Genomic DNA, 25,672 nt, shown 5'->3' with positions numbered 1-25,672 from the left:
AGAAAATATAGGAAAATAGGCAGCAGTAGTAAGTACGTTTTCCCGTAATGCTTACATCGCCCCCACAACAACCAATACTACTCCTTTTATCCTTTTCATTATTTCATCTTTTTGAGTTTGATACCAACAGCACTTCCTTGAGTTGACACATCTAAAAATGCACTGCTACCATCAATTGATATTATTTTAATTGTGAAAACCGCACGTCCCTGCATATAAATTATTATATCACCTCCATTGATTGAATAAGAACCGAATCCATCACGGGAAGTTCCAGTTTCATAAAATGCACCATCGGACTGAAAAGTCATATTTCTAGGTTGAGGGAATTCTTCTGGATGATCTGCTACTACTCGCCCGTCGTAATGAGTGATTTCCCATGTCCCAATGATCTGCCTTGCATAAGACTCATCTTTAACACAACCAAGCAAATTCAGCAGTGCGACTACAATTAGAGGTAAGTATCGAATTAGTTTCATAATTTCAGCAAATATAGGAAAATAGGCCGCAGTAGTAAGTACGTTTTCCCGTAATGCTACATCATACCCAAACAACCAGTACTATCCATTAATTCATCTTTTTCAACTTAATCTCAGTAGGATCGTCTGCAATTACAGCATCTAAAACTGCGGTATTGCGATCAATCGATTTTATAATATAACTCATCTTTTCAATTCCACTCATAGTGATGACGATGTTGCGTCCATTGATGCTATACTCACCAAATCCATCATTGAAAAAACCAGTACCATAGTATGCACCTCCAGATTCAAAAGTTAGTGTTGTATTGACAGGAAAACCATAAGGTATCCCCTGTGGGTAATCGGTTACAGCTCGGCCGTTCCAATGTGTCATCTCCCAAGTTCCAATGATATGTGTATTGTACTGCTCATCGTCTTTGGAGCAACCAAGCAAATTCAACAGTGCGACTACAATTAAAGGTAAGTATCGAAGTAGTTTCATATTTTCACCAAATATAGGAAAATAGTTCATTCGACATCTACGTTTTTCCATACCATACTAACATCCTTAGTCACTGCCGACCCAGGAAAAGGATCTAAGGTGAAATATGCCACACCTTTTACTAGTCAACTAAGAATAAAATCGCTAAATTACTTATAAATATATTCATAGGTAATATACATCCAATCGATATATACAGAATTAGTTATTGTCCCTATTTTTTGAGAAAGGAGTTGATCTTTGTCGTTATATTGTGAAACGACTTCATAATCATAGTCGAACCCTATTCCGTCTCTAAAAGTTTTTTTAGTGATGCGCTCCCTGTTATCATATTCATGAGCAGCTGTATAATACACCATCCTCTCACCTGTTTCCAAGCTATGGTAACTTTTCTTAGTTACACTACCTCTATTGTCATATGTATACGTGTGGGTAACCCATGGTTTCTTATCACTTCTAAAATAATCTATAGTGACAGGTTGCAATTTGGAATCGTATTTATAAATTCCATACCAATTGTCAGTATGTATCTCAGATATCTTACCGTCTTTATAAGTGAAATTATGTGTATCCATCAGGCGGGAATTAATCCAATCTTCTTCTGAAGCGATTGATTTATCCATATTATAATAGTACTTCTTAGTTAGCTTAGAAGCTCCTTGCTCAATCTTACATTCACTGATAGTTCCGTCAGTATCATAAGTGTAAAGTTTGGTTATTGGATAGCCCGAGCTATTGTCGTAACTATAAGTCTCATTAGTTTTACTACTCAACAATTTACCCGAGTTATCATACTTCCAATATTCCCATTCTTTTTTACTTGTACTAATTCTGCCATTCGGGTAGCTCTGATACCATGACCTTACTTCGATCAATTTACCGAGATTGTTTTCTTCAACGATGACAGGATCTTTTGAAATGACAGAATCCTTGGAACAACCGACTACTGCAATCATTAGTATTGCCAATGATAGTATACATTTCAATGCTTTCATAATTTCATAATTTCAGCAAATATAGGAAAATAGGTCGCACGATACTTTACGATGTACCATAACAAGTGAGGTCCAGAAAATCTTGTATATTATCATAATTTTCTATAAAAATAAAAAAATAATGAGGGGCTGCTTAGAAGCTAGTGCTGTAAGTACAGTAAATAGTTAGCAACAATTTATTTCCAAATATCTTTGAAGAAATAGGAACAATTTTTACGGACTAAGGAGCAGGAAGATTATTGTATGTATTTGATAACATCTCTTTTAGAACATTCTCACGAGCATCCACATAACCCGATGATCTGTTAACGAGCATATAAGCACAGATTTCTTCACATTTGAAATGTTACATCTCCGATCAAAGACTTAGTAATTTTAGTATATGCTTTAAAACGTTGGTTTTTCTCCAACTGTTCCCACCTACCTTCAATTTTCTTTTTCTTCTTCTTGTATACTGGATTGTAAGTGCGAGCTCTTATCCGCCCTTACCTTCTGATCCGCCTGCCGAATCCCAAACTGTAAAAGTTTCAGCATCGCCATAACCCCATCGCTTGCCCTTATCCCAAGCTTCAAATTGCTCATTGCAGACTTCTGCAAGATTGTTGCTAACAAACGCTACATGCAATTCTGTGGGTGTGTCGCCAAATAGATTGTGGAATCTATTGGCAAAATTTCCGGTGGCCCGAAAATAGTCTAGTGATGTAGGTAGCCCACGCTGGGACTTCTCTCCTACTTTGATTCTACCGATTTCGGGTAGTGTACTGCCTTGCTGTGCACCCCGTGACGAAATACGTCCTTTCATTCTTTGTTAGAGTTTAATGGGCGATTGCCCGTTGTGAGTAAATGCGCTTTAGTTTGCCTCCTGCTGCGCGTTATTTTAATGTTTCCAACCATTTTGTCTCCGGCCTTCAAAGCGACTGAATGAGTATAATAACGAAAAACCCCTCCAAGCGAGGGGTTTTTCATATCCATACTTCTCCAATCAAATCCTCCTCCCTAATATTTTCCAAAGCATCTTGAATAACTAACAGGTGCTTTTCTTAAATTCCAATCTCAGACTAATGATACTATTTGGATAAAATAAAAAGGATTAAAGTTACATTCTACAATACAACCTTAACCCTTTGGATCTTCATCGTAGCTCTATCTTTTATCAATTTTTCTTGTAAAAACTCTAACACCGAATATAATTAGAGATATGCACAAAGAGGCAATAACTATAAAATGTGACTCTAACCATAGTGCTAGGCCTAGTAAGATGATGACGAAGATTAAAACTATAGTGTTTGAAGACATAAAACGCTTTTTAACAATTTAAATATATTCCTTAACAACTTAAATATATTCCAGATAAAGATAGGGCTTTTCCGGCAGCAGCTGCCCAGCAGTTGGGACCTGGCACAAAACAGCTTGTTAGTCCGTAAGTCGATACCGCATTTGCTGCTACTGAAACTGCACAAGCGGCGCTCTCTTTAGATAGCGCTAATCTCGCTGCGGTACCTCCATAAGACCGGGACTTAATTGATGATTTACCATCAGTTGGGTTAGAATGATAATCTCCGGCTATTAATATCGTTTTTATCAAGAGAGTGTATCCGTTAAAATCCTCATCAGACAATGATGAGGTTAATATTCTCTTTTCTATATTTCGTATAGCAACATCGAAATCATAAAGATCTACATCTTTTTTAAATTCGCTTATAAACGAATAATCTAACACTGTCGGATGGGTGAATGGTGGTTGTCACTGGAGCGTAATAATCAATCGATACTACCGTAGCTATATTCTAAAACATGAGCAAACTGGTATCTACAGCTGGCACATACATAACCTTGGAGGATGGCTGCTCCCTAGGCATATGAATAAGTTTATCGAGATGATTAAGAGCGGCCAGATAAAAACCAAAGCACAAGAGCGAAACTATTAAATCATTGACCGCGCAAACCACGCAGAACTTTATGTGTTAATGTAACGTATTTCATATCGATTAATATTGGGTATGACTTTTGTATACGTAAATTTAACATGAAAACCTACCTACTTATAACCTTGGGCATATCCATAATGGGAATAGCCTTATATGCCTACAGTATTCATACTACCATTTTAGAAACTCTACTTGAAGTGCCCTTATTCATATTAGGATTTGTATCATTCTCTTATGGTTTTGTATGCAACATCGATCCACAGGAACCACCTCTCAATTATTAATTATGTGCTATCATACAGCTACTCCCGGAAAAAAGGAATTACGGAAAATGATCAAAGTAAAGTTGGCCAGCCACCGCACTACTGAGGTAACCAAGATCCGAGGTACAGATACGAATGTGGCAAATATTCAGGATGGGATACAATAAAGCCCCTCTGGGTTGTCAACCTTTGACGAGGGGCTAAGAGCTGCTAAGATTTACATGAACACATGGAAATCTAAGACAAATATAGTTTGCCTTTTTTACAAAAATGCAGAATAATGTTTTTCACGCAATCGATTGCGTTGCGAAAAAGCTCCGTAAGTTGTCTATACAGTATTAAAATAGCCTAAATTTCTTATACCTTTGAATTATCCTACTTCAACATATGAGAAACGATTTGTCAATAAGCGCTCTTATAATACTGGAAGAACTTCTAACAGATATGACATCTTCTGTAAGCTTTTATGACATTTCTATTATTGTGAATGAGCGCTTATACAAATTTTCGGCTCGATGTTTAGGCGATTTTAGCCGAAACACAAAAGACTGGGTTGTTATACAAGTGTATTAGCAGCAATTACGTTTTCTTCCTCTGAATAGATAAATCTTCTAACGGCTTCTTCATTCATTGATAGTAAAGGTTTTACCCAAAAACGGTAAAGCTATTGACGGATAAGACCTAATCATCACAATCAAATCATCCTGGTTGATATTATGAAAAATACCTTAGATAACTAACCAACAACAATATTAGAAAAGTGACAAGTGAAAAGTTAGTCTGGACAAACACGTTACTTGCATTGAAACTACATTATCAACCAGTAGGCATCGTTTTTGATCTTTCATAGACATGAAAAACTTGACTACCCTATTATTTTCCATCATTATATTAGCTTCTTGCGGAAAGAATGATGATCTAAACCTCGATGAAATTCAAGGAAGATGGTTTGTATTTTCTGAGCAAAGATACGTATCCGATGGAACCATTATGATTGACACAATAAACGATCGCGAAGAATACTTTGAATTTAGAGCAGACAAAACCTTCTTATCAACAGTAGACGGTTTCGGATTCTATGAGATCACAAGGGATTCAGTACACATCAACTTTAGAAGATATGATGACGAAGATTACAGGCGTTTTGGATTCCAATACAGAATTAGTGGAAATGACCTTACATTATCTGAAGGTAATGCTACCTTAAATATGAAAAGGCTGTAATACGAAAGAGCCTCGAATTGCCGAGGTCTCTTTTTCTAACAAAGCTGTTTCCAAAATATCGAGCCATGAATCTTAAAAAAATCTTTGATAGCAATCTCTACTATTATAGCGCATTACGATACACAAGATTCTTCCGATTTCTAGTAGCTGAAAACCATTTACAATTAAAGATCTAAAAATAGTGGCAATCGGATTGCAGGCAACGCAATACTAATCTAACTCCATTCAGCTAGGTGAATTAGATGACTTATATAAGACGGTCTTTCGCTAACGTGTATCAATTTGTTTTTGGCATAAAGGATTGATCCTTGACATTTATTACAAGTAAATCGGCTTGATGAAAAACAAAGGATTTCATCTACCGGAAACTGTATCGGTCCACCTGTACAAGTGTGTAATGAGAGGCATTTATTATTCATAATTAGATGGCTTTAGGGTAAAGACTATAGTTAATCTCTTTCTAAATATACTTTAATACTGGCAGGAATATCGCAATCCTAACCTTTATAATGACATTTCAAACGCAAATATTTTATATTGTAGATTTAAAACGACATTAAAAGTAACAAATTTTTGCTATATAATTTTTTATATAGAATACTACTAAATTTTTATGGCCAAAATTAGATCACAAAAAAAACATCCCCATAAATCCTTGCTCACTGCACATAATTCCACATAATGCCAAACTGATGTATTAGAAATGTAGTAATACAGCTACAATTTTATCGTTTAAAATTATTTTCCTGCCTCTGGAAAGCTTTTTGCTAACCTAATCTCGTACATGCAAATACTTGACATCGTTTAGCGAATCTACTCCTACCATGAAAATGAAAAAAACATCTACTGGCGAAAAGATGGTTTATACGCCACCAAAAATTTCTACTACATCCATTCATGTCGAATATAGTATAGCTGCTGGCTCAGCAACAGTTACGCCCGTAAGCAGCACAAACGATGTGCGAGAAGAATGGGAAGATGGAACTAATGTTGCTGGGCAGCAAACTTGGTAAAAAACCTTCGGCATACATATGAATACACTTTTTGCTGACAATAATCTCTTTAGAAGAGTGGGGTCTATTACTTTGGCTAGAAAAAGCTGCGAAAGCATGACCGAATACGAAGCGAGTAATAAGGAAAAGTTGTCTTTAATGGTCAAATACATCAAATTTGACCGCATCATATTGAGCTCATCGCTAGCAAAAAAAAATTTAACATCTATTGTCAAAAAAATAAAAAAAAGGCAAAAACAAGCTAAAATACTGATCATAAATGAATTTAAAAATGACATCATGCTACACTCCGGTGTGAGTGATGTTATTGATGGTTATATTTCCGTAAATGAACCTTTACCTACCTATGAGGTAGGGCTTAAATCATTTTTACTTAGCGGTGAATACTCCAAAGAAACTACAACGCAGCTGGAAACGAATGATATTGCGCAGGAAACGGTAAGATTAATAAATCCATTTGATCAACTATCAGCGAATGAATATAACGTGGTTATGCATTTGGTCAATGGAGATCGTGTTAGTCATATCGCACTATTATTTCAAATAAGTATATCGGCCGTGTCAACGTATAAATCTAGAGCGTTCAAAAAGCTAGGTGTAGAAAATATCTCTCAGCTGAAAAATTTGCACGAAACCATCTTCTGTTTTAAAGATAAAATATCATAGTACCAACTAAATGCAACTTATGAAAACATATCACGCTATTTTATTAACCCTATTAAGCCTTCTATACTCCTGCCAGAAAGACCAAATAGACACCTCTCCAGGCACAGTTACAGTATCCGTTTCGGAGGTTGTGTTTGAAGGCGAGGAAACTATCAGCAATAGAGCAGCAACACCAAATGGACAAAGGTTTGATCCTGAAGCCCACATCCAAACCGAAACACTTGATCTACCGAACGGTTTGCTATTGGTATCGGAACTCAAACCCGCAGTGTTAAATCAAAACTATCCGCAATCTTTGAAAGACGCCACTCGCGCAGTAAGCGATACTTCTAGTGTGGGAGCTGGGATTAGATACAGATTATTAGTCTATAATTCGGCAGGTAATTTTGTAACGGAAAGAAGTTATGTTAGAGGACAAGAAAATGCCACTCCAGCTTTACAATTGGATGGCGGAAGCTCCTATTCATTTATTGTCTATTCCATAAATAGTACGCAGGACAATCTTCCGACGGTGACTCCAGCAACTAATAGAACACTGACTAACTCGCAAATAAGTGTCAGTGGCACGCAGGACTATATGTATTTTCGTCAGAATTTGACTGTGACTGGAAACTCCGTCAACCAACTTAACATTGTACTTAAGCACCGTTTTAGCCAAATTACCACGACAGTAGATGCCAGTATTACAGGATATAATATCACAGCACTGACATCGAACTTTAGGCCACATTTCCCAACCTCCTTAGTCAATCTATCGGATGGTTCATTTACGAGAAGTGGCACAGAAACTACATCCGCTGTGAATTATGGCACACTTGGCACACAAGTAGTGACGAGCCAACCGACTATGATCAATAGTATCGCCGCTGGCACTGGAATTTTTACTATTCCGAATATCACCATAAATGGCATTGAGCTTACCAATCTTACGCCCTTTCAAAATCTAAACATCACCCCAGGTGTTCGTTACAATTTAACATTGAACATTGTCCCGACAGACGAAAACATTACTTACCTAAATCGACCTGCCGTTCGTATTAATGGTCGAATTTGGGCGCAACACAATGTCGGAGTAGCAACCACATTACCCGTAAACCCGGCAACAATCACCCAAGCGTATCACGGAAATTATTATCAATTTGGCCGTAATACCATTGTAGCGGCCAACAACGCTACAACAGTAAATAGCAGCTGGAGTAATGCTACAAGTGCCACAGCTGTACCGAGAAACTCTTGGAACACAGGCTCTGAAACTGCTCCAGTACGAACGGCTTCCGATCCTTGTCCGGCGGGATGGCGCGTTCCTACCAGAACGGAAGTGCAACAATTGCTGGCCTCTGTAACAGCTACCAACAGAGGTGATTTTGCGACAGGCAATGCTAATTTTGGTTCTGGGAAAGTGTTAACCAGTAGAAGAAGAGCCGACGTAATTATGGTATGGCCATCACAAGGTTTATTCAACGTGGCATCTGCTACTCCGCCAACTGCAAACCCTATGGATAATAGAGGCTCTGCTGGTCATTATTGGACAAGTTCGGCGTCAGGTAATAACCTTTGGAGATTACGGTTTGCCAGTGACGCTCAGGACATTTCTGAGCTAACGAATGATATCAACTACGTAGCACAATCTAGAAACGTACGATGTACAGCGATATAAACGTCAACCATAAATCGGTTTTATGTATACCTGCACGCATTTAGAAACAGGTAATCCAATTCACAAAAAAGCAACTCTTATCGGAGTTGCTTTTTTCATACTTGTGAAGAAACATGATTATAGATATAGCACGGATCGTACCTTAATCCAGTGTGAGCACCACAACGGAAAACGGCGGCAATTCGACAGCTAATTGATTTGCATTTTGTTTGAAACCTTTAAATGATTCAGGTTGTATAGCATCTGGTTTTTCAAACGTATTATGATCGTTCAGCGAAGCTGATTTCAAAATTCTTCCTGAAAGGTTTTTTGCAGATTTGCCGAGATTTAGATCTACCTGATGAGATTGTTTAGCATCGATATTGACGATACTGATATGGGTTTTTCCATCTTTACCCACCGAAGCAGATGCATGTACTGCTGGCAATGTCTCTCCTTCAAACGTATATAAGGCACTTTCAACAGTCAGCGGAATCAACTGCGCATCTTGATGCACCTTGTACATTTCCATTACGTGGTAAGTTGGCGTCAAAATCATTTGTTCGTCTTTTGTAAGAATCACCGCTTGCAAAACATTGATGGTCTGTGCCAGATTAGCCATACGAACACGGTCTGCATGATTGTTAAACACATTAAGCGTAAGCCCGGCAATCATGGCATCGCGCATGGTATTCTGCTGGTACAAGAAGCCCGGATTAGTTCCTTCTTCGACTTCGTACCAACCACCCCATTCATCTACCACTAAAGCAATGCGTTTTTTTGGATCATATTTGTCCATAATGGCAGAATGCTTCCGCACCAATTCATCCATTTTCCAAGCTGATTGCATAGTCTTGAAATATTGGGTATCCGAATACCCTGTAGCTGGTCCCTTGCTGTTCCACTCGACATTGGCATAATGGTGCAAGGCTAATCCTTCTACCAAATTGTGTTTTATATTTTTCATGAGCGTTTCTGTCCACTCATAATCATCTACATTGGCACCTGAAGCAACCCGAAATAAGCCACCAGTATTGGTCCAATCGGACATAAAAGTGGCATACTTGCGGTATACATCCGAATAATACGCCGCTGTCATGTTGCCACCGCAACCCCATGCTTCATTTCCTACGCCCCAAAATTTGACTTTCCAAGGTTCTTCACGTCCATTTTCACGTCTTAGATCTGCCATCGGACTTTCGCCTGCGTGATTTACATATTGTACCCAGTCGGCTAGTTCTTGGACCTCACCGCTTCCGACATTTCCTGCTAAATATGGTTCAGTCTCCAATAGCTCACACATGTTGAGGAAATCATGCGTGCCAAAACTATTATCTTCCGTGACGCCGCCCCACCAGCTATTGACAATCGTTGGACGACCTGGCTTCGGACCGATACCGTCTTTCCAATGATAGGTATCCGCAAAACATCCACCTGGCCAACGAAGATTTGGAATTTGGAGTTCTTTTAACGCAGCCACCACATCATTACGTACGCCTGCCGTATTGGGAATGCGTTCATTATCTTCTCCTACATAAAAACCCCCATAAACACACCTGCCCAAATGCTCGGCAAAATGGCCATAAATGTGTTTGTTTATCGTCGTGCTGGATGGTGTTTGCAATGTAATGGCAGTTTTCGTTTGCTGTGCAAACAATCTGTTGCTCGCAAAAATCAATAGCAATAGAAATAGAATCGGTCTAGTACGCATCTGGATCATATTGTTCAAATTATTGGTTAATGTCTCATTAATCTATATTTAGATTCAGCACGTCAAATGCTGTTCATAAGTGCATACAGATTTACCTGTTTTGAGACCTTTTGTTTATGTTCAAATATCAATAAATCAACCGGAAATAAGCAGGGTATTCTCAACCAAAAAAAGGGGACTTATTAAGCAATCTGCGTATTGAGGCACAAAGCTTAATTTTAAAATCCACGGCATGTAGATTAATAATTTATTAAAATAATAATTAAATAAAATTTTAATAGTATTATCTATATAATTAATTTATCATTGTAACAATAATTTAATCTTAAAAAACAAAATGATGACAAAAAGAATAATTGCAATGTCAATGATAGTTATAATGACATCCTTCACATTGACTTCCTGTTACACTCAAGGCCAAAAGCATGGAACTTCCAAAGTTCAAAAAAGTAATTCTAAGAACAATAGGAGTAAAAAAGGACATTAGGACCTTTAGCTAATTTTGGAGATGAATGACGTTTAATCATTTTCTATTTAAATTTCTACTTTAATACAGTTCTTCTAAGATTGAGTAAACAGGAAAAGGCGCTCAAGAAATTATCTGAGCGCCTTCTGTTCATCATCTCTTACTATAGTTGAAAAGGTTGGCCTATTGCTTCTATTGCTATCGAATATCGCGATCAACATATCTAAATCATAAGCATTGATGCAGATCATCTTTTTTGCACTATTCTACGGGATACTCTCGTACAAGAGAGCTCACCTTCTTCTTCTCTCCGATCTTCCTACTACTCTTGATCACCTCTTCATTGATCTGCTTTACCTTTTCAAAATCCATTTTTTCGACCTGCCGATCGTAAGTTACCATTCCATTGATCTCATGCTCTACATCGGTAGTTTGGGTGTATATCGCGGCACTCAAACTACGATACAGCATGCGCTGCTCTACTTCATTGAGCAAATAAACGTACGTATCGGTCAAGATATCCGAATTTATCATCACCTCATATGCATTGTTGGGTACTGGCCAAAGATGACCACGCACAAACAGACCCTTGCCACCAAATTCGCCTAATGAAGCGGCGCGAAGTGAGTCAGGTTGTGGAAAATATTTGTCTTCCATCTTGCCGTAATGATGCAAGTCGACAAAATCACCATTTCCAGGATCTCTTGGTGCTGGACGATAGCCCGGTGCATAATTGTATCCAGACAAACCATTCACCAGACGGGATGGATCATATTTTTTGGTCCAATCGGTAATATCGGCCACTTCGAATGCGCCCCAGTTCTCATTGAAAGATACCCACATCACAATAGATGGCACACTGATGAGCTGATCCATCATATCTTTCAGCTCGCTTCTAAACTGTGCACGAACGGCAACAGAATCTACATCGTCAGGATACCACAAATTAGGCATGTCCTGCCATACCAATAATCCTAGGCGATCACAGTGATGATACCAGCGTTGTGGTTCTACTTTGATATGTTTACGAACGACATTAAAACCTGTTTTCTTCGCTAATTCTAGATCGTAAAGTAGCGCGGCATCCGTTGGCGCGGTGAATACGCCATCTGGCCAATAGCCTTGATCCAGCAAACCAATCTGAAATTCGAATTTGCCGTTTAATATCGTCCTATTCACGCCATTCACCTTTTCAATACGAATCGAGCGCATCCCAAAATAAGAATCGACTTGGTCAATCGTCTGACCTTTTGCGTCTACAAGCTGAAGGTCAAGATCGTATAGAAAGGGATCATCAGTTGTCCACAAATGCGGATTTTCAATATTCAAATAGAATGGTTCACCTGCTACACCTTCTGCATTTGCCACAGTGGATGAGCCACTTTTCGCTTTGGCCAATACTTGTAGTTGCGCACCTTCAGAAGTTGCTGTGATTTGCAATCGTTTATTTTCTAGATCTGGGATAAGTTTGAGCTGTGCGATATGTTGTTTGGCCACCGGCTCCATCCACACGGTTTGCCAGATTCCAGAGCTGAATGTATAATCCCCTTTATCGCCATTCTTGCCACATGCCACCTTTCCGTCATTTGGATCGTGAGCGCCCACCACGATTGTGTTTTCACCTTTAGCCAAGTAATCCGTAATATCAAAATGAAATGCCGTATATCCGCCACGATGCGTACCCACTTTCTTACCGTTGACAAATACGGCAGCAAAATGATCTACTGCCCCGAAATGCAACAAGATACGTTGATCTTTCCATGTGCGTGGCACTTCCATAGTTCGCTTGTACCAGAGGAAAGTTTCTCCACTTCGCACGATGCCACTTAACTCGGCCTCTGGGGCAAATGGCACCCTAATCTTCTCACCGTTTATTGGAAAATCGGGCGCAATATCGATAATTCTTGGATCTGCCATATTAGCGCCTCCCATGTAACTCCAAAAACCATTAAGATTTTGCCATTCTGCGCGTGCCATTTGCGGACGAGGGTATTCGGGCAAAGGAATTTTGGCAGATAGTGCTTCCTGAGTCCAAGGCGTGGGCAGTGTAAAATCATCGAGCGATTGCGATTGTCCGTTCAAGCACCAGAGCATAGCGACCAAAGTACAGGCGTAGCTTATGGGGCAACAGGTGTTTTTCTTCATCATCAATTTAGTGTTATTCATAGTGTTACAACTAATGTAAGAAGAATAACCCGTGAATGAAAAGTTCAAGAGCCTTCTATAGTAAACCACTTAATGATTCAACTAAATCGTATGGTGCATATCGGCAATCGCCATCCTGACAGATTGATCTGAGTGATATATAGCTTCTAAAGTCTCCTTTAATGATTGATCCAATTGTGCTTCATCAATTACAAAGGATGTAACCTGAGCGCTTGCTGTTAATTGTGAAAGGCAAAAGAAAAGGAGTATACCAGTGATTTTCATAGACTTGAATATACCACAATTCGCGCATAGTTGATATATCCCTAATGCATACTGTGATCTTTAGCTGCCTGCTGGCCTGTCCAGATTTGTTGTGCATTCCAAGGTTTTGCGAGGTCTGACCAGAATGCATGATTTTCCGGTAAGCCCAACGGCAAGAAGAGTGCCGTCGCCAGATATGGACTGCCTTGGTTATTGTAAAAATCACCCAAACTTTCCTGCGCACCATATAAGCCAATGGTTAACCAACCATTCTGATAGGTCGAAGGACTTTCCGTGGTTTTGCGCAATACCGCTGTTAAGGCGCTGCGCACCTGTGCGGCAGGCAAACTTTCTGGCAAGCGATCTTTGAAAGCCATATCCGCCAAATGATGGAATGCGGCACCGCGATAGATCACCGAACGACCGGAAGCTGGATAAGTGCCATCGCTATGAATCAAGCGTTCTTGAATCTCGGCATAGCGTTGATTTCTTTTTTTAATCTCCTCAAACATGCGGTTGTATGTGCTGGTCTTTGTGCCGATCACATCCACGAGCGCACCTAAATAAGGATGAATCACATAGCTATTGTAATAATCGAAAGCAAAATGCTCGCCGTCTTTGTATATACCATCACCTACATACCACTGTTCGAATTGACGCAATGCATAATCTACACGCATATTGTCCCACGAATCGGCATATTTCGCTAGAAAAGCTTCGTTGACTGCCGAAAATAATAACCAATTGGAATAAACTGGTAAGAAACGCCGCGTGGTACGGATGGATGCTACCAATTTTGTCTTTGAGTCCTGCGATAAATTCTCCCAAATCCAAGGCGCTCGGATCAAGCCGAGCGCTAAGAAAGATGCATCCACCAATTGCTGACCGCCAACGTCGAAACGCATCAAATCACGGGCATTCGAATCCAGCGCATTGTCAAATCCTTGGATCACCCAAGTACGGTATTGAGTGCGCAGCGCCTGCTCCTCTGTGCTCCCTCCTTCCAGCTGCAGCCATGGCGCTATACCTGAAAGTACTCTTCCAAATACTTCCAAGTATTGCACCTGAATGCGGTGTTCGCGGTTATCTACATTTTTAGAAGTGACCTGCGGCATCGCGATGCGTAAGCTATCGTGTGCCAAGCTACGAATCACTGGGCGCGCCATCTTATCCATCTCTGCTAACCAAAAAGCTCTGTCAACATTGATTTTATCTTGAGCAAAAGAGGCAAAACAAATCAACCCAAAAAAACCCGTTAAGACCGCAATACGCATCCTCATAACCAAGCCTATTTATCTAAATACTTATACAATTCTGTCGCAGCCAGCAAATACGCTCCTACACCAAAGTTAGTCGTCGAATTTTGGTCAACCACTTGTCCTGGAATCGCCTTTTCTCCAATTGGTTGCACATATCCCACCGAACCGTCCGCTTGCACCGCCACATCTTGTAAGTAACGCCAAGAGCGATCAATCACAGGTAAATAATCTGCTGCGTTCAGGTAACCATTATTCACACCCCATAGCAGACCATAGGTAAAGAAAGCCGTGCCACTCGTTTCTGGACCGGGAGCGTGCTCAGGATCAAGCAAACTACGTGTCCAATAACCTTCTGGTTGTTGCACCGCAGCTACCGCAGCAGCTAACTGCGTAAAGCGCTGCTCGAAGAAAGGACGATGTTCATACTCTTTTGGCAGATCAGCGAGTACTTTGGCCAATCCGGCCAAAACCCAACCATCTCCCCGCGCCCAGAAATCGCGTTTTCCATTCGCGCTCTTATGCTTTGGATAAAGGTATTTGCCATCCCGATAATATAGATGCGCTTCCTGATCAAACATCAAGCTATCCGCATAGCGGAAATAGGTATACAATTTCTCAAGGTAAAGTGAATTGTTTGTGACTTGGTACAACTTTGTCATCACAGGCATCACCATATACAATCCATCTGCCCACCACCAATAATCGTCTGCTGGGGTCGACATCTGGTATTTCATCACTTCCATGGCACGATGAATACGTTGCTCATCTTTATCGAGATGATACAGATCAATATACGTCTGAAAGCAGATCTGCCAATCGCCAAACAAAACGTAATCATCGCTTTCCCCATAACTGTATTTCCAATCTTCCTTCTTGTCGGATTTAGCGCCTTTCCAATCATTGGACTTCGCCCAGATCAAACTATACTCCAAAAAAGCAGAATCTTTCGTCACCTCATACGCCGACATGTTGCCTGTGTGATAAGCAGCTTCATCCCAGAAAGCCCAATTTTGTGGCTTGTTATTCTGCTGCCAATACGTGTTCACCGATCTAATCGACGCCAATACATCCTGCTTATCAATGGCATCAATCGCATATTTTTTGCTCGTGCAGCCTGTGAGATACAATATGATCAGTGCAATACCAATGTGTTTAATCCAATTCATGTACGTGATCTGTTTATGAGAAAAGGTGAACTTTTTACATTCACCTTTCTTAATTCTTTATCTTGATTTATTTAAGCGGTATTGTTACTTCGGCAGCTTGTAACCAAGGCGCTGTGAATCGTACACGAATTTCTTCCGACGGCTTGCCATCAGCACGTACATACACCATCATTTTACCTTTGAAAGCACGCTGTTGATTGTCGGTATAATCGGACATATCGCTGTTGTTACCAGCTTCCATACCCAATAAAGTACCCGATCCTACGATTTGACACGTAATCTCATCATCCGCTGTTGGAACGACCACGCCATCTTGATCCACGATCTGTAGGCCGATCTGTGCAAGACCGCCATCTGCCGCCACCGCCTGATTAGCTCCTTCGACTACTTTCAGTGCGTACGATCTTTTGCTCGTTTTTAGATCGTGCTTCGCGATTTCGTTTCCAGACTCATCCAAACCAATCACGGTCAATGTGCCCGCTGCATATGGAATATCCCAATACACGATACCGTGACGATCATCAGCCGATTTTTCTGCTCCGACTTTACGACCATTTAGCGTCAGATATACTTTAGGCGCATTACTGTACGACACGACACGGATTTGTTGTCCTTCGTTATAATTCCACACCGGCCAAGCATCCATAGAAGGTGCTTGATCTTGTTTTTGTCCTTGTTCTGCTTCTAACTGCGACCACGTATCGGTAGCGGCGCCACCACCTTGCACGGGATACGTCCCGATGTAAGCCATTGGTTTATCAGACCATAATGAAGCGCGGAAATATCCGCGCGGTTTCATAGAGCCAGCGAAATCTAATAATCCTGAATAGAAACCGCGGGAAGGCCAGCGACCTGACTCACCTAAGTAATCGATACCTGTCCATAGGAACTGACCGAAAACATGATCATTGTCCGTTACGGCTTTCCAAGCGCCATAATCATGGCGATTTTCGCTACCATAAATTACTCTTTCAGGGTATTTAGCGTGATCCTCTTGATAACGACTTTCCGTATAATTGTATCCAGCAATATCCAACGCGCTTGGATACGCCGTTTCATTGGACATCGCAACGCCTGCTAAACCTGCGGTAACTGGTCTAGATTTGTCATGCTCACGTACCACCGCAGCCAATCGCTTAGCGATATCACCCAGTTGCATGGCATCGGGCGCATCTTTGCGGTATCCGCCAAAGATAGGCTGCGTAAATCCACCGCCTTGTGCTCCATCCAATACCGGATGCGAATACGGATCATTCGGATAATCCACCTCATTACCAATACTCCACGCGAAGATGGAAAGATGATTACGATCGCGACGTACCATATCAGCTAAATCGCGCTCTCCCCATTCTTTGAAATAATCAAACGCGCCTTGAAAACCTGGCGTACCGACATTCCAACCTGATAACCATTTGCGTTTAGGAAATTCCCATTCGTCAAAAGCTTCATTCATCACTAACATACCCAACTCATCACACAAAGCATACAGACTAGTAGCTTGTGGATTGTGGCTGGTACGAATGGCATTGACACCCATCGATTTCAATTGGAGCAATCTTCTGCGCCATACTTCGGGATATACCGCAGCGCCTAATACGCCGGCATCGTGGTGCAGACAAACGCCTTTTACTTTCATCCATGTACCATTGAGCGCAAAGCCTTTGTTCGGGTCGAACGTGTAGGTACGGAAACCCGTACGTACGCTGGATTGATCGACGATTTTGCCGTCATGTGTTATGATCGTTTGTAATGTGTATAGATTTGGATTGTCGAGATTCCACAACATAGGATCACGAACTTCCAACGAACTGTTCACCGCTTCTTTACCATTTTTCGGAACGTTTAATTTCGTGGTTTTCTTGGTCACCGTTTTACCAGCGGCGTCCACCAACGTGTGGGTTACGTGCAAATTCACCGCTTGATCAGAATGGTTTTGCACCGGTGTTTCAATCTTCAAGGTACCTTTGTTTTTATTTACTTCAGGATACACATACAATCCCCAAGGCTCTAGATGCACTTTGTTCGCCTGCACCAACCATACGTCGCGATAGATTCCCGAGCCAGTGTACCAGCGAGAATCGGCATCTTGCGTATGATCCACGCGTACGGCAATGGTATTCTCTGCACCATATTTTAAATGCGGTGTCAGGTCGTACATAAAGGATACATATCCGTTCGGTCTTTTGCCTAAAGAATGTCCGTTTACAAACACTTCGCTACGGTTGTACACGCCTTCAAAATAAAGGTAAAGCTGTTGACCTTGCTTGTCGGCATCAACGAATACTTGCTTGCGGTACCAGCCGATGCCACCCGGCAAATAGCCAGTCGCGCTGGCCAGACTTGGACTTAGCGGTTGCCGTACGCTCCAGTCGTGTGGCAGTTGAACACCACGCCAAGAGCGATCCAATTTCTCGGCTGTCGCCGCATCGGTCTGATCGCTTAATTTAAATTGCCAATCCTTATTGAGTTTGGTCGCGTTACCAAAGTCGGCTTGTGCCATCACCTCATTGCCGCTAAGCAACAATAGGAAGCAAACGCAGATATTAGCAACAAAAAATCGGGTTAATTTTGAGTACATGTTGTTTGTTAAAAAATAGTGTTTGTCATTAAAAGTTTAGTTCGTAGGAATGACCGGCAAAATAAAACCCTGTTCATCGAATTTTAAAGCATCAATCGCCACTTCCCGGTGGAAACCTGCCGCATCGCCCATCTTGATTCCGTCTGGATAAGAGAAGCGGTGATACACAATGTACCATTCATCTTTGCCCGGCACTTGGATCACGGAATTATGTCCGGTACCATAAATACCTTTCGGCTCGTCCTTCTCCAGAATCAGGTTGTTTGCTGGAATTTGAATAGGTGATGTTGGTGAATCTGCAATACCGTAACGCACCCGGTAATTGGGACTTCTGGTATCATCCTCCGACCATAAGAAGTAGTATTTCCCTTCGCGGTAGATGACAAATACGCCTTCGCGAAATGTACCGTCAGTTGGTGTCATCACTTTGGTCGTATTTGGTTTCAAAGAGATCATATCCTTGTTCAACTCCGCAACAGCCAGATAACCATTGCCCCAGAATAAGTAGTTCTTCTTAGATTTAGGATCATAAAATACGGCTGGATCAATTTCCTGTCCGTTATTTATTCCTTCCGGTTTGCTATTTACCAATGGTTTTCCCGAATCGCGAAATGGACCTTGTGGATTATTTGCGACCGCTACGCCGATCTTCTGTGCTGCCGTAAAGTAGTAGTAATACTGGTATTTCCCCTTGTTATTCTTCTCGATAATGGTTGGTGCCCAAGCATGACGATCAGCCCAAGAAACATCTTTCTTCAGGTCTAAAATCACGCCTTCATCTTTCCAGTTTTTCAAATCTGTCGAAGAAAAGGTTTTGAAATAGTAACCGCCCCAGCCATCAAATCCATCACTGGTAGGATATAGATAGTATTTCTTGTCTTTGTGCGAATAGATAATATCTGGATCAGCATAATAACCATCTAAAACCGGATTTTTGGCCGCAGGCACTTGGATGCCGGCTGGCGTTCCCCAACGGTCGGTCACCGCTTTTAATTCATTCCGCGATAGCGGAATAATAGAGCCATGTCTTGGGTGAAAATCCATGCTAATATCTTCGTCGATCACTTTAAACCGATCTAGATCTACGCTCTCGCAGAATTGGTATTTGCCCTTGCCATACACATCGTACATCAAAATGTACTTGTCCGAATGGTTCAGTTTAAACACGCTGGATCCTTCGACCGCATCAGTCGTTTGTTGCTTGTAACCCGGTTGCTCGATCCATTTTCCAGAAGTTAAGGAATCGGTAATCGCTAAGCGAAGGCCGTTGCCATGTCCTTCGGTTTTGTAAAACAGGTAGTACAAGCCATTCTTCAAAATGATGTCGCCATCGATACAAGATTTCTGGTTTTTAGGAACAAACAGTTTTTGAGGTGCTGCTTCTAGATCGGTAAAATCTTCATTCGCGTAAGCGTAATAGATAATATCTGGTCCTTTACCGTGCTGCATAGACCAATACACCATATACTTATTGACAGAGGGATCGAAGATGGTCTGTGGCGCCCATACGCGTTTCAAATCTTCATGTCCTGTGAAACGTGTTGGAATATGGATTTTGCTATGTTTCCAATCCACCAAATTGTCGGACTTCAACAAAATCATGCCGCGATTGGAATCCCAACCTTTGCTCGAAGTCATATCCGTGAGCACCATGTAGAAGGATTTTCCATCTTCACCGCGCAAGATATGCGGATCGCGCACGCCACCAGTAGAACTAATCTCGGCCGAGCTCAACACCGGTTGATTCCCGTTGAGTGCACGATAATTGTAGCCATCGGTACTGACAGCGAAACAAACGGCTTCATCTTCGACCGCATTGCCTTTGAAATAGGCGAACAAGTAACCTTTATAATCTTTATCTACAGGGCCTGATTTATAAGTTTGCGCCAGCAACAAAGAGCTGCTCAATAAGTAGGCGACTAGGGTAATAACTATTTTCATCTAAAAAAACTTGATCTTTAAAATTAGTGGACGCCTTCGGAGGTCATTTGAATTCGTTTGATGGTGCCATCTTTATTGAAATACAGACGATCAATACACACGGAACGACTATAACTGCTTCCATCCGTCTGTATTGCGCCATTATGGTAGATAAAATACCATTTGCCTTTGAACTCAACAATGGATTGGTGGTTGGTATTGCTATTACCAGCAATCTCATTCAGAATACCTTTGTATTCATAAGGTCCTTCCATGCGGTCGCCCATGGCATAGGCTATCTTTTCTGGGAATCCAGATGCGTATGTTAGGTAATATTTCTTTTTGTATTTATGCACCCATGGTGCTTCGGTGAAATCCAGCTTATCGAATTTGATCTGCTTTATTTCCCCATCGATTTCGATCATATTGTCTTTCAACTTAGCATAATAGCATTCGCGATTGCCCCAAAAGATCCAAGCTTGTCCATCCTCATCGATATGCACCGCAGGATCAATACAAGCCCAAGCATGGCTGGATGCAAAACAATCGTCGTTCGTCAACAAAGGTTTTCCCAAAGCATCTTTGAAAGGACCTGTCGGCAAATCGGATACCGCCACACCAATGCCCGACCAATTGGTACTGATGTACCAGTAGTATTTACCATCGCGTTCGGTGACATGGCCTGCAAATGCATCTCCGCTCTTGGCCCAGGCAAAATCTGTAATCTTTAATGGCACTTCGTACTCCGTCCAGTTTTTCATATCTGTCGTAGAATAGACCAACCAATCTTTCATTATGTACTTGGTTTGTCCGCCAGCCAAATCGTGGCCAGCATACAACCACAGCGTATCGCCTTTCACCAACGCCGCTGGATCTGCCGTATATTTATCTTTGATAATGGGATTACCCGTTGCTACAAATCGATTCACGACCTTCTGACTTGCGTCTTGCGCAGATGCCAGTGAAAATGCACCCAGCAGACAAGCCGCGGTGAGGAATGCGTTATTTCGGATGTTTTTGTAGGAATTTCTTTTATTTTTCATCATTAAAAATTGGAAACCGGCGCATCAGATAGATTATTCCGGAGTAGTCTTATATTGGTCAGTTTTGCGGTTTTGTTGCCAGAATTGGCTTCTACACGAATGAGTAGATCTGCATTCGCTTGTATCTCTTTTGGCAAAGCAATGGTTCGTTGCTGCAAGCCCGAGGCCTGCTGATTGCTAGCTAATTTGGCGACCTGTACGCCATTGATAGAGACGCTGTAATCATATTCGCCTTCGGCAAAATATTGAATGTATAGGAATTTGGCTTCGCCGGATGATTGACGGAGTTGATAACTAAACCAACCATTGGCTTCCCGCCACTGCGTACCACTATGCGCACCCGTAGTGGATTGCGAAGATTGTATGCCGTGATCAGATTCAGGCTGCTGTTGTCCGACGCGCACCTGATCGATGGTGAGCTTTTCTAATCGTTCCAGATAAGCATCGCTAATCCGATCAAAGTAAGTCTTAGCTTCATTTTGTGATTCGGCATAAGGCCAATAAATCTGATAGCGTGCATCGTGAATTTGTGCAAATGGCTGCAATATTTGTGTTTGCGACTCCCCTTTTGCATTCTGCACATGCAGTGCAAAGCGAAGTTCCTTCGCTGAGATTAAATCCACGGATTGTGCTAAGTTATTTTTATCGCCAACTAATAGGGGGATATCTGTAGCAGAAATCTGTTTGCCTTTGGCAATATGGCCACCGCGGCTATCATCCGCCAGCAATCCGACGATATCATCTTGCGCTGCACTGGTGCCAGCCAACACCACTGGCCCATAATTAAAAGCTAGATATGGTGAGTTGTCTGGAAGTGTTTCCAGTGCTACGTGCATCGGCAATACTAATTTTATCTCATCGCTATCTTTCCATTTGCGCTCTAGGGTGAGATAACCTTTGTTGCTTTCCTGAATCTTCTGTTTTACGCCATTGACAAAAAGGGAGACCTGCTCCCCTTTTGTCCAGTTTGGCTTTCGTAGATGTAGGGTAAACTTTTTCGCTTTATCAGCGTGAATTTTAAAATTGATCGTATCCGTACTTGGAAATTGATGTTGTTGCACCAAGCGCACACCCATCTTTTCCCAAGTCAATACTGACGGAATAAATAGATTGACCCATAGCGCTTGATCTTGCTCAGCATAGATGAACTCGCCGTATTTCGAATGGCTTTCTAATCCAGAACCCACGCAGCACCAAAAGCTCGTTTGCGGCTGCGAATACACGCGATAATGTGCTGGCCGCATCGGCGTAAAATAGACCAATCCGCCGTGCTCTGGATGTTGAGAAGACAATATATGATTGTACAAAGCGCGCTCGTAATAATCGACGTAGCCCACATCGCCCGTGCGCTGGAAAAGTTGCGCACTCAGCTTGAGCATGTTATAGGTATTGCAGGTTTCTGGACCTTCGACACTGGTCACCATGCTTGAAAAATCATCCGAAGGATGGAAATGTTCGTACGTGCTATTCCCGCCAATCGCTACGCTACGATTTTGTACTACGGTTTCCCAAAAGAATTGTGCGCCATCATGCCAAGCATCTTGGCTTTCTAACTCGGCAATGCGTTCGATGCCGATTACTTTAGGAATTTGTGTGTTGGCATGCATGCCTGTCAAGAGATCTTGTCTGCTTAACAAAGGGTTTAGAAAAGAATCTTGTGTAAAGCGTTTCGCTAATCTGACGTGAGCTGGATTTTTGGTCCAGAAAGCGACATCGGCAAACACTTCATTGAGGCCACCATGCTCACTGCGTAGCATATCTTGCATTTGTGCATCGCTCAGTCCATCCGTCACGTTTACCGCCCAATCGGTCATCTTGATCAACATATCTTTGGCTACTGAATAACCAGCCACCTGATACGCATCGCGCAAACCAGCAAAGGTTTTGTGGATATTATATAAAGGCACCCATTTGCCGTTCAAATCAAAATTACCCGCACGAATATCGCCTTGGCTAATCTCTTGCCATAACGCTGTGCTGCCCGGTACACCGCCAATATATCCCGTGCCAAGCGCATCTTGACATCGCTGCAATTCGGAAAGTACATATTCTAATTTTGCCTGTATGGTTTTGTCGCCCGTCGAAGCGTATAATAGAGACAAACCAGATAAATAGTGCCCCGCAGTGTGGCCATCTAGGCCAGAATTTTCCCAATTGGTATAACTGGCAGCTTTTTCGGGCAAACCTGCTTCACGAAGAAATGGTGCAAGCAAGCGATCGGCATCCAAGGCCAGCAGGTAATCGCGATTCAGTGATTGCGCTTTTAAAAATGGACTCTCCAACAATCGCACCTGCTTGATCGGGAGCAATTTTACCACTCCATCTTGTGCTTTAGCAGGGACAACCGCTAAGGCAGCAAAAGCAAGCATCCAATACACATTCCGTTTTCTAAACATAGCTCGTAAATTACTAAGACCTAATAGGTGATCTTTATGGTATAAAAGGCATGTGGCTGCATCGGCAAATCCAACTTTTTCTTATTGACCGGTAAAGTGGTTTGTTGCGGAACAACGCGTAGCTCTTTGCCTACCGCATTGAAAGCGCCCAAATCATTGGCTGTGATAAATTCTACTTGCGCATTTTTAGCAAGCTTTTGCGAACCATTCAGATTAAGCGCGATCTGTTTCGCCTGTCCGCTTACGTTCACGAGTTTCAAGGTAATGTTGCGATGTTCTTCATCTAACACGGCTGAGGCGTAGACGCTATCTTGTCCAGCAACGGCAGCACCTTGATCAAGCAACGATAAAATATGTGTACCTCTGTTGTTTGAATAGGCTTTTTGCACGTAATAACTCGGTGTAGGATACACTTTCATATTGTCCACCCAAATCAAGTTTGGATTCCATTGCCAGCCTTCCGCATGTGCAAATAATGGCGCATAAGATGCCAATTGTACGACATCTGCATTACGCTCTAACCCAGTTAGGAATGCAGCTTCAGACAGAGCAGCTTCCCAGTTATTACGTTGCTCCGCATGCGTTGCTGCGCGACTATGTGCTGCGTACTCGCCGGCAAAGATTTTTGGCCCTTGGCGATCGTAATTATCGTATCGCTTTGCATTATTCAAGAACCATTTTGGTTCTTGATAGAAATGCTCATCGATGATATCTACATTCATCGTACGTAGCTCTTTATCCAAATAGTCGAAGTACTCACCACTAGAATATGGACCTGCACTCGCGATGATCTCTACTTCTGGATGTTTCTCTTTTAGTATTTTTTGAAATACGGCGAGACGCTCTACATATTGAGGACCCCAGTTTTCATTTCCTACGCCCAACAATTTGAGATTGAAGGGTTCTGGATGCCCCATCTCTGCGCGTACTTTACCCCAAGTGGTGTTCACCGAACCGTTGGCAAATTCGATCAAATCGATGGCATCTTGAATATAGGGATCCAACTCATCCAATGGTACTAATTCGCCTGTGTTGAATTGGCAAGCCATACCACAGTTTAGAATTGGAAGTGGCTCGGCACCGATATCTTCGGCCATCAAGAAATACTCATAAAAACCTAAACCAAATGTTTGGAAATAATCCGGTGTTAAACGATGCGCAAATTCGGTATTCCAACGGTTAATGATCAACTGACGATCTTCAATCGCTCCTACCGTTTTCTTCCATTGGAAACGCTGTGAAAGGTCGAATCCTTCGACAATACAACCTCCTGGAAAACGAATAAATCCCGGCTTTAGATCGGCCAATGCTTGTACCATATCGGCACGCAAACCTTTTTTACGACCTTTCCACGTATCTTCTGGAAATAAGGAAATCATATCTAAATCGATCACGCCCTTGCCTTCAAACCACATGCGGAAAGAACCTTTGGGATCTGTTTTGGTAGCAACCAAACGCGCCTCCGCGCTTTGCCAATTTTGCACATCTGCGGTTGGCTGAAATGCAGTCTCGGCAATCACCTGACCCGTAGAATCTAATAACTCTAGCTTGACGCGAATACCGGCATTGGCTTGACGATACAATACGGAAAAATCATAAGCCAAACCTTCTTTGATGCCCATACCACGAAAACCTTCGTTTTTTAGACCAAGGGTAGTATCTGCTTTCCGCGTATCTACTCTTAGGTAGCGTGGATTGGCTTGATGTTCTTCCTCCTGCCGATTTAAGATGGTCATACTGGCTTCGGTATTTTTGCCTAGCTTTTCCCATCCCATCATCGGTCTAAAGAATTCAAAAGAACGGTTTTTGATCAGCTCGGCGTAGATTCCTCCATCGGCTCCCATGTTGATATCTTCGAAGAAGATACCCCACATATTGGGATTGATCTCGCCTTTCGGCTTATTCATATCCACCGTAAAGGTCTTCTGATCCTGTGCAGATACATCATTGGATTGCACCTGTAATGCCGCCGCTAGCAGCGCTATTTTTAATAGATTTTTTCGAGAGAAAATATGTTTTCCGGTAAATGCCATAAT

The 25,672-nt window shown here is 41.9% G+C and carries 18 protein-coding genes; 4 read left to right on the top strand and 14 right to left on the bottom strand.

Translation table 11 applies throughout. The features are described from left to right. Positions 1 to 98 precede the first annotated feature (98 nt). The 5 genes from GKO22_RS15775 to GKO22_RS15755 form a co-directional block, all read right to left on the bottom strand. Positions 99 to 479: a lipocalin-like domain-containing protein gene (locus GKO22_RS15775; protein ID WP_166336727.1), complete on the bottom strand. Its 381-nt coding sequence runs from the start codon at positions 477 to 479 to the stop codon at positions 99 to 101. 88 nt (positions 480 to 567) lie between these two features. Continuing rightward, positions 568 to 963 carry a lipocalin family protein gene (locus tag GKO22_RS15770; RefSeq protein WP_166336725.1) on the bottom strand — a complete coding sequence of 132 codons (396 nt, stop codon included), beginning with the start codon at positions 961 to 963 and terminating at the stop codon, positions 568 to 570. Positions 964 to 1,112: 149 nt separating this feature from the next. Next, positions 1,113 to 1,958 (bottom strand): hypothetical protein, encoded by an 846-nt coding sequence (locus GKO22_RS15765; protein WP_166336723.1) that lies wholly within the window; start codon positions 1,956 to 1,958, stop codon positions 1,113 to 1,115. A 475-nt stretch (positions 1,959 to 2,433) separates the two neighbouring features. Next, complete coding sequence (locus GKO22_RS15760; protein ID WP_206367929.1) at positions 2,434 to 2,760, bottom strand: recombination directionality factor; 327 nt, start codon at positions 2,758 to 2,760, stop codon at positions 2,434 to 2,436. Between the two features lie 525 nt (positions 2,761 to 3,285). Continuing rightward, positions 3,286 to 3,678: a hypothetical protein gene (locus GKO22_RS15755; protein WP_166336721.1), complete on the bottom strand. Its 393-nt coding sequence runs from the start codon at positions 3,676 to 3,678 to the stop codon at positions 3,286 to 3,288. Positions 3,679 to 5,001: 1,323 nt separating this feature from the next. On the opposite strand from GKO22_RS15755, the gene GKO22_RS15750 reads away from it, so the two are divergent. From GKO22_RS15750 to GKO22_RS15735, 4 genes are all read left to right on the top strand, one after another. After that, entirely contained in the window at positions 5,002 to 5,373 is a 372-nt protein-coding gene (locus tag GKO22_RS15750; RefSeq protein WP_166336719.1) for a hypothetical protein, read from the top strand. A gap of 824 nt (positions 5,374 to 6,197) precedes the next feature. After that, positions 6,198 to 6,386 carry a hypothetical protein gene (locus GKO22_RS15745; protein WP_206367928.1) on the top strand — a complete coding sequence of 63 codons (189 nt, stop codon included), beginning with the start codon at positions 6,198 to 6,200 and terminating at the stop codon, positions 6,384 to 6,386. Between the two features lie 18 nt (positions 6,387 to 6,404). Beyond that, positions 6,405 to 7,052 (top strand): LuxR C-terminal-related transcriptional regulator, encoded by a 648-nt coding sequence (locus GKO22_RS15740; protein WP_166336717.1) that lies wholly within the window; start codon positions 6,405 to 6,407, stop codon positions 7,050 to 7,052. A 19-nt stretch (positions 7,053 to 7,071) separates the two neighbouring features. Then, entirely contained in the window at positions 7,072 to 8,709 is a 1,638-nt protein-coding gene (locus GKO22_RS15735) for a fibrobacter succinogenes major paralogous domain-containing protein (protein WP_166336715.1), read from the top strand. A gap of 142 nt (positions 8,710 to 8,851) precedes the next feature. On the opposite strand, the gene GKO22_RS15730 is transcribed toward GKO22_RS15735, so the two are convergent. The 9 genes from GKO22_RS15730 to GKO22_RS15690 form a co-directional block, all read right to left on the bottom strand. Continuing rightward, on the bottom strand, positions 8,852 to 10,399 hold the full coding sequence (locus tag GKO22_RS15730) for an alpha-N-arabinofuranosidase (RefSeq protein ID WP_166336713.1): 1,548 nt from the start codon (positions 10,397 to 10,399) through the stop codon (positions 8,852 to 8,854). 727 nt (positions 10,400 to 11,126) lie between these two features. Next, positions 11,127 to 13,031 (bottom strand): glycoside hydrolase family 2 protein, encoded by a 1,905-nt coding sequence (locus GKO22_RS15725; RefSeq protein ID WP_206367927.1) that lies wholly within the window; start codon positions 13,029 to 13,031, stop codon positions 11,127 to 11,129. A 305-nt stretch (positions 13,032 to 13,336) separates the two neighbouring features. Next, complete coding sequence (locus tag GKO22_RS15720) at positions 13,337 to 14,554, bottom strand: DUF2264 domain-containing protein (protein WP_166336711.1); 1,218 nt, start codon at positions 14,552 to 14,554, stop codon at positions 13,337 to 13,339. 8 nt (positions 14,555 to 14,562) lie between these two features. Beyond that, positions 14,563 to 15,699, bottom strand: a complete 1,137-nt coding sequence (locus GKO22_RS15715) for a glycoside hydrolase family 88/105 protein (RefSeq protein ID WP_166336709.1) — start codon at positions 15,697 to 15,699, stop codon at positions 14,563 to 14,565. 67 nt (positions 15,700 to 15,766) lie between these two features. After that, positions 15,767 to 18,277, bottom strand: coding sequence for a sugar-binding domain-containing protein (locus GKO22_RS15710; protein WP_166336707.1), 2,511 nt, complete (start codon positions 18,275 to 18,277; stop codon positions 15,767 to 15,769). Positions 18,278 to 18,313: 36 nt separating this feature from the next. Next, positions 18,314 to 20,218, bottom strand: coding sequence for a family 43 glycosylhydrolase (locus tag GKO22_RS15705; RefSeq protein WP_166336705.1), 1,905 nt, complete (start codon positions 20,216 to 20,218; stop codon positions 18,314 to 18,316). Between the two features lie 23 nt (positions 20,219 to 20,241). Then, positions 20,242 to 21,243 carry a glycoside hydrolase family 43 protein gene (locus tag GKO22_RS15700; protein WP_166336703.1) on the bottom strand — a complete coding sequence of 334 codons (1,002 nt, stop codon included), beginning with the start codon at positions 21,241 to 21,243 and terminating at the stop codon, positions 20,242 to 20,244. After that, positions 21,243 to 23,636 carry a glycoside hydrolase family 127 protein gene (locus GKO22_RS15695; protein ID WP_166336701.1) on the bottom strand — a complete coding sequence of 798 codons (2,394 nt, stop codon included), beginning with the start codon at positions 23,634 to 23,636 and terminating at the stop codon, positions 21,243 to 21,245. Before GKO22_RS15695 ends, GKO22_RS15700 begins: the two co-directional genes overlap by 1 nt. Before the next feature lie 20 nt (positions 23,637 to 23,656). Next, positions 23,657 to 25,669 (bottom strand): alpha-L-arabinofuranosidase C-terminal domain-containing protein, encoded by a 2,013-nt coding sequence (locus GKO22_RS15690; protein WP_166336699.1) that lies wholly within the window; start codon positions 25,667 to 25,669, stop codon positions 23,657 to 23,659. Between the last annotated feature and the right edge of the window lie 3 nt (positions 25,670 to 25,672).

Source organism: Sphingobacterium chungjuense (assembly GCF_011316935.1).
Taxonomy (GTDB): domain Bacteria; phylum Bacteroidota; class Bacteroidia; order Sphingobacteriales; family Sphingobacteriaceae; genus Sphingobacterium; species Sphingobacterium chungjuense.
Note: the sequence above shows the minus strand (reverse complement) of the source record. Positions and strands in the feature narration are given on the sequence as shown.

Bases quoted from the DNA above. Each gene is read 5' to 3' on its own strand.
- GKO22_RS15775 (WP_166336727.1), bottom strand. From the start codon at position 479: ATGAAACTAATTCGATACTTACCTCTAATTGTAGTCGCACTGCTGAAT.
- GKO22_RS15770 (WP_166336725.1), bottom strand. From the start codon at position 963: ATGAAACTACTTCGATACTTACCTTTAATTGTAGTCGCACTGTTGAAT.
- GKO22_RS15765 (WP_166336723.1), bottom strand. From the start codon at position 1,958: ATGAAAGCATTGAAATGTATACTATCATTGGCAATACTAATGATTGCA.
- GKO22_RS15760 (WP_206367929.1), bottom strand. From the start codon at position 2,760: ATGAAAGGACGTATTTCGTCACGGGGTGCACAGCAAGGCAGTACACTA.
- GKO22_RS15750 (WP_166336719.1), top strand. From the start codon at position 5,002: ATGAAAAACTTGACTACCCTATTATTTTCCATCATTATATTAGCTTCT.
- GKO22_RS15745 (WP_206367928.1), top strand. From the start codon at position 6,198: ATGAAAATGAAAAAAACATCTACTGGCGAAAAGATGGTTTATACGCCA.
- GKO22_RS15740 (WP_166336717.1), top strand. From the start codon at position 6,405: ATGAATACACTTTTTGCTGACAATAATCTCTTTAGAAGAGTGGGGTCT.
- GKO22_RS15735 (WP_166336715.1), top strand. From the start codon at position 7,072: ATGAAAACATATCACGCTATTTTATTAACCCTATTAAGCCTTCTATAC.
- GKO22_RS15730 (WP_166336713.1), bottom strand. From the start codon at position 10,399: ATGCGTACTAGACCGATTCTATTTCTATTGCTATTGATTTTTGCGAGC.
- GKO22_RS15725 (WP_206367927.1), bottom strand. From the start codon at position 13,031: ATGAATAACACTAAATTGATGATGAAGAAAAACACCTGTTGCCCCATA.
- GKO22_RS15720 (WP_166336711.1), bottom strand. From the start codon at position 14,554: ATGAGGATGCGTATTGCGGTCTTAACGGGTTTTTTTGGGTTGATTTGT.
- GKO22_RS15715 (WP_166336709.1), bottom strand. From the start codon at position 15,699: ATGAATTGGATTAAACACATTGGTATTGCACTGATCATATTGTATCTC.
- GKO22_RS15710 (WP_166336707.1), bottom strand. From the start codon at position 18,277: ATGTACTCAAAATTAACCCGATTTTTTGTTGCTAATATCTGCGTTTGC.
- GKO22_RS15705 (WP_166336705.1), bottom strand. From the start codon at position 20,218: ATGAAAATAGTTATTACCCTAGTCGCCTACTTATTGAGCAGCTCTTTG.
- GKO22_RS15700 (WP_166336703.1), bottom strand. From the start codon at position 21,243: ATGATGAAAAATAAAAGAAATTCCTACAAAAACATCCGAAATAACGCA.
- GKO22_RS15695 (WP_166336701.1), bottom strand. From the start codon at position 23,636: ATGTTTAGAAAACGGAATGTGTATTGGATGCTTGCTTTTGCTGCCTTA.
- GKO22_RS15690 (WP_166336699.1), bottom strand. From the start codon at position 25,669: ATGGCATTTACCGGAAAACATATTTTCTCTCGAAAAAATCTATTAAAA.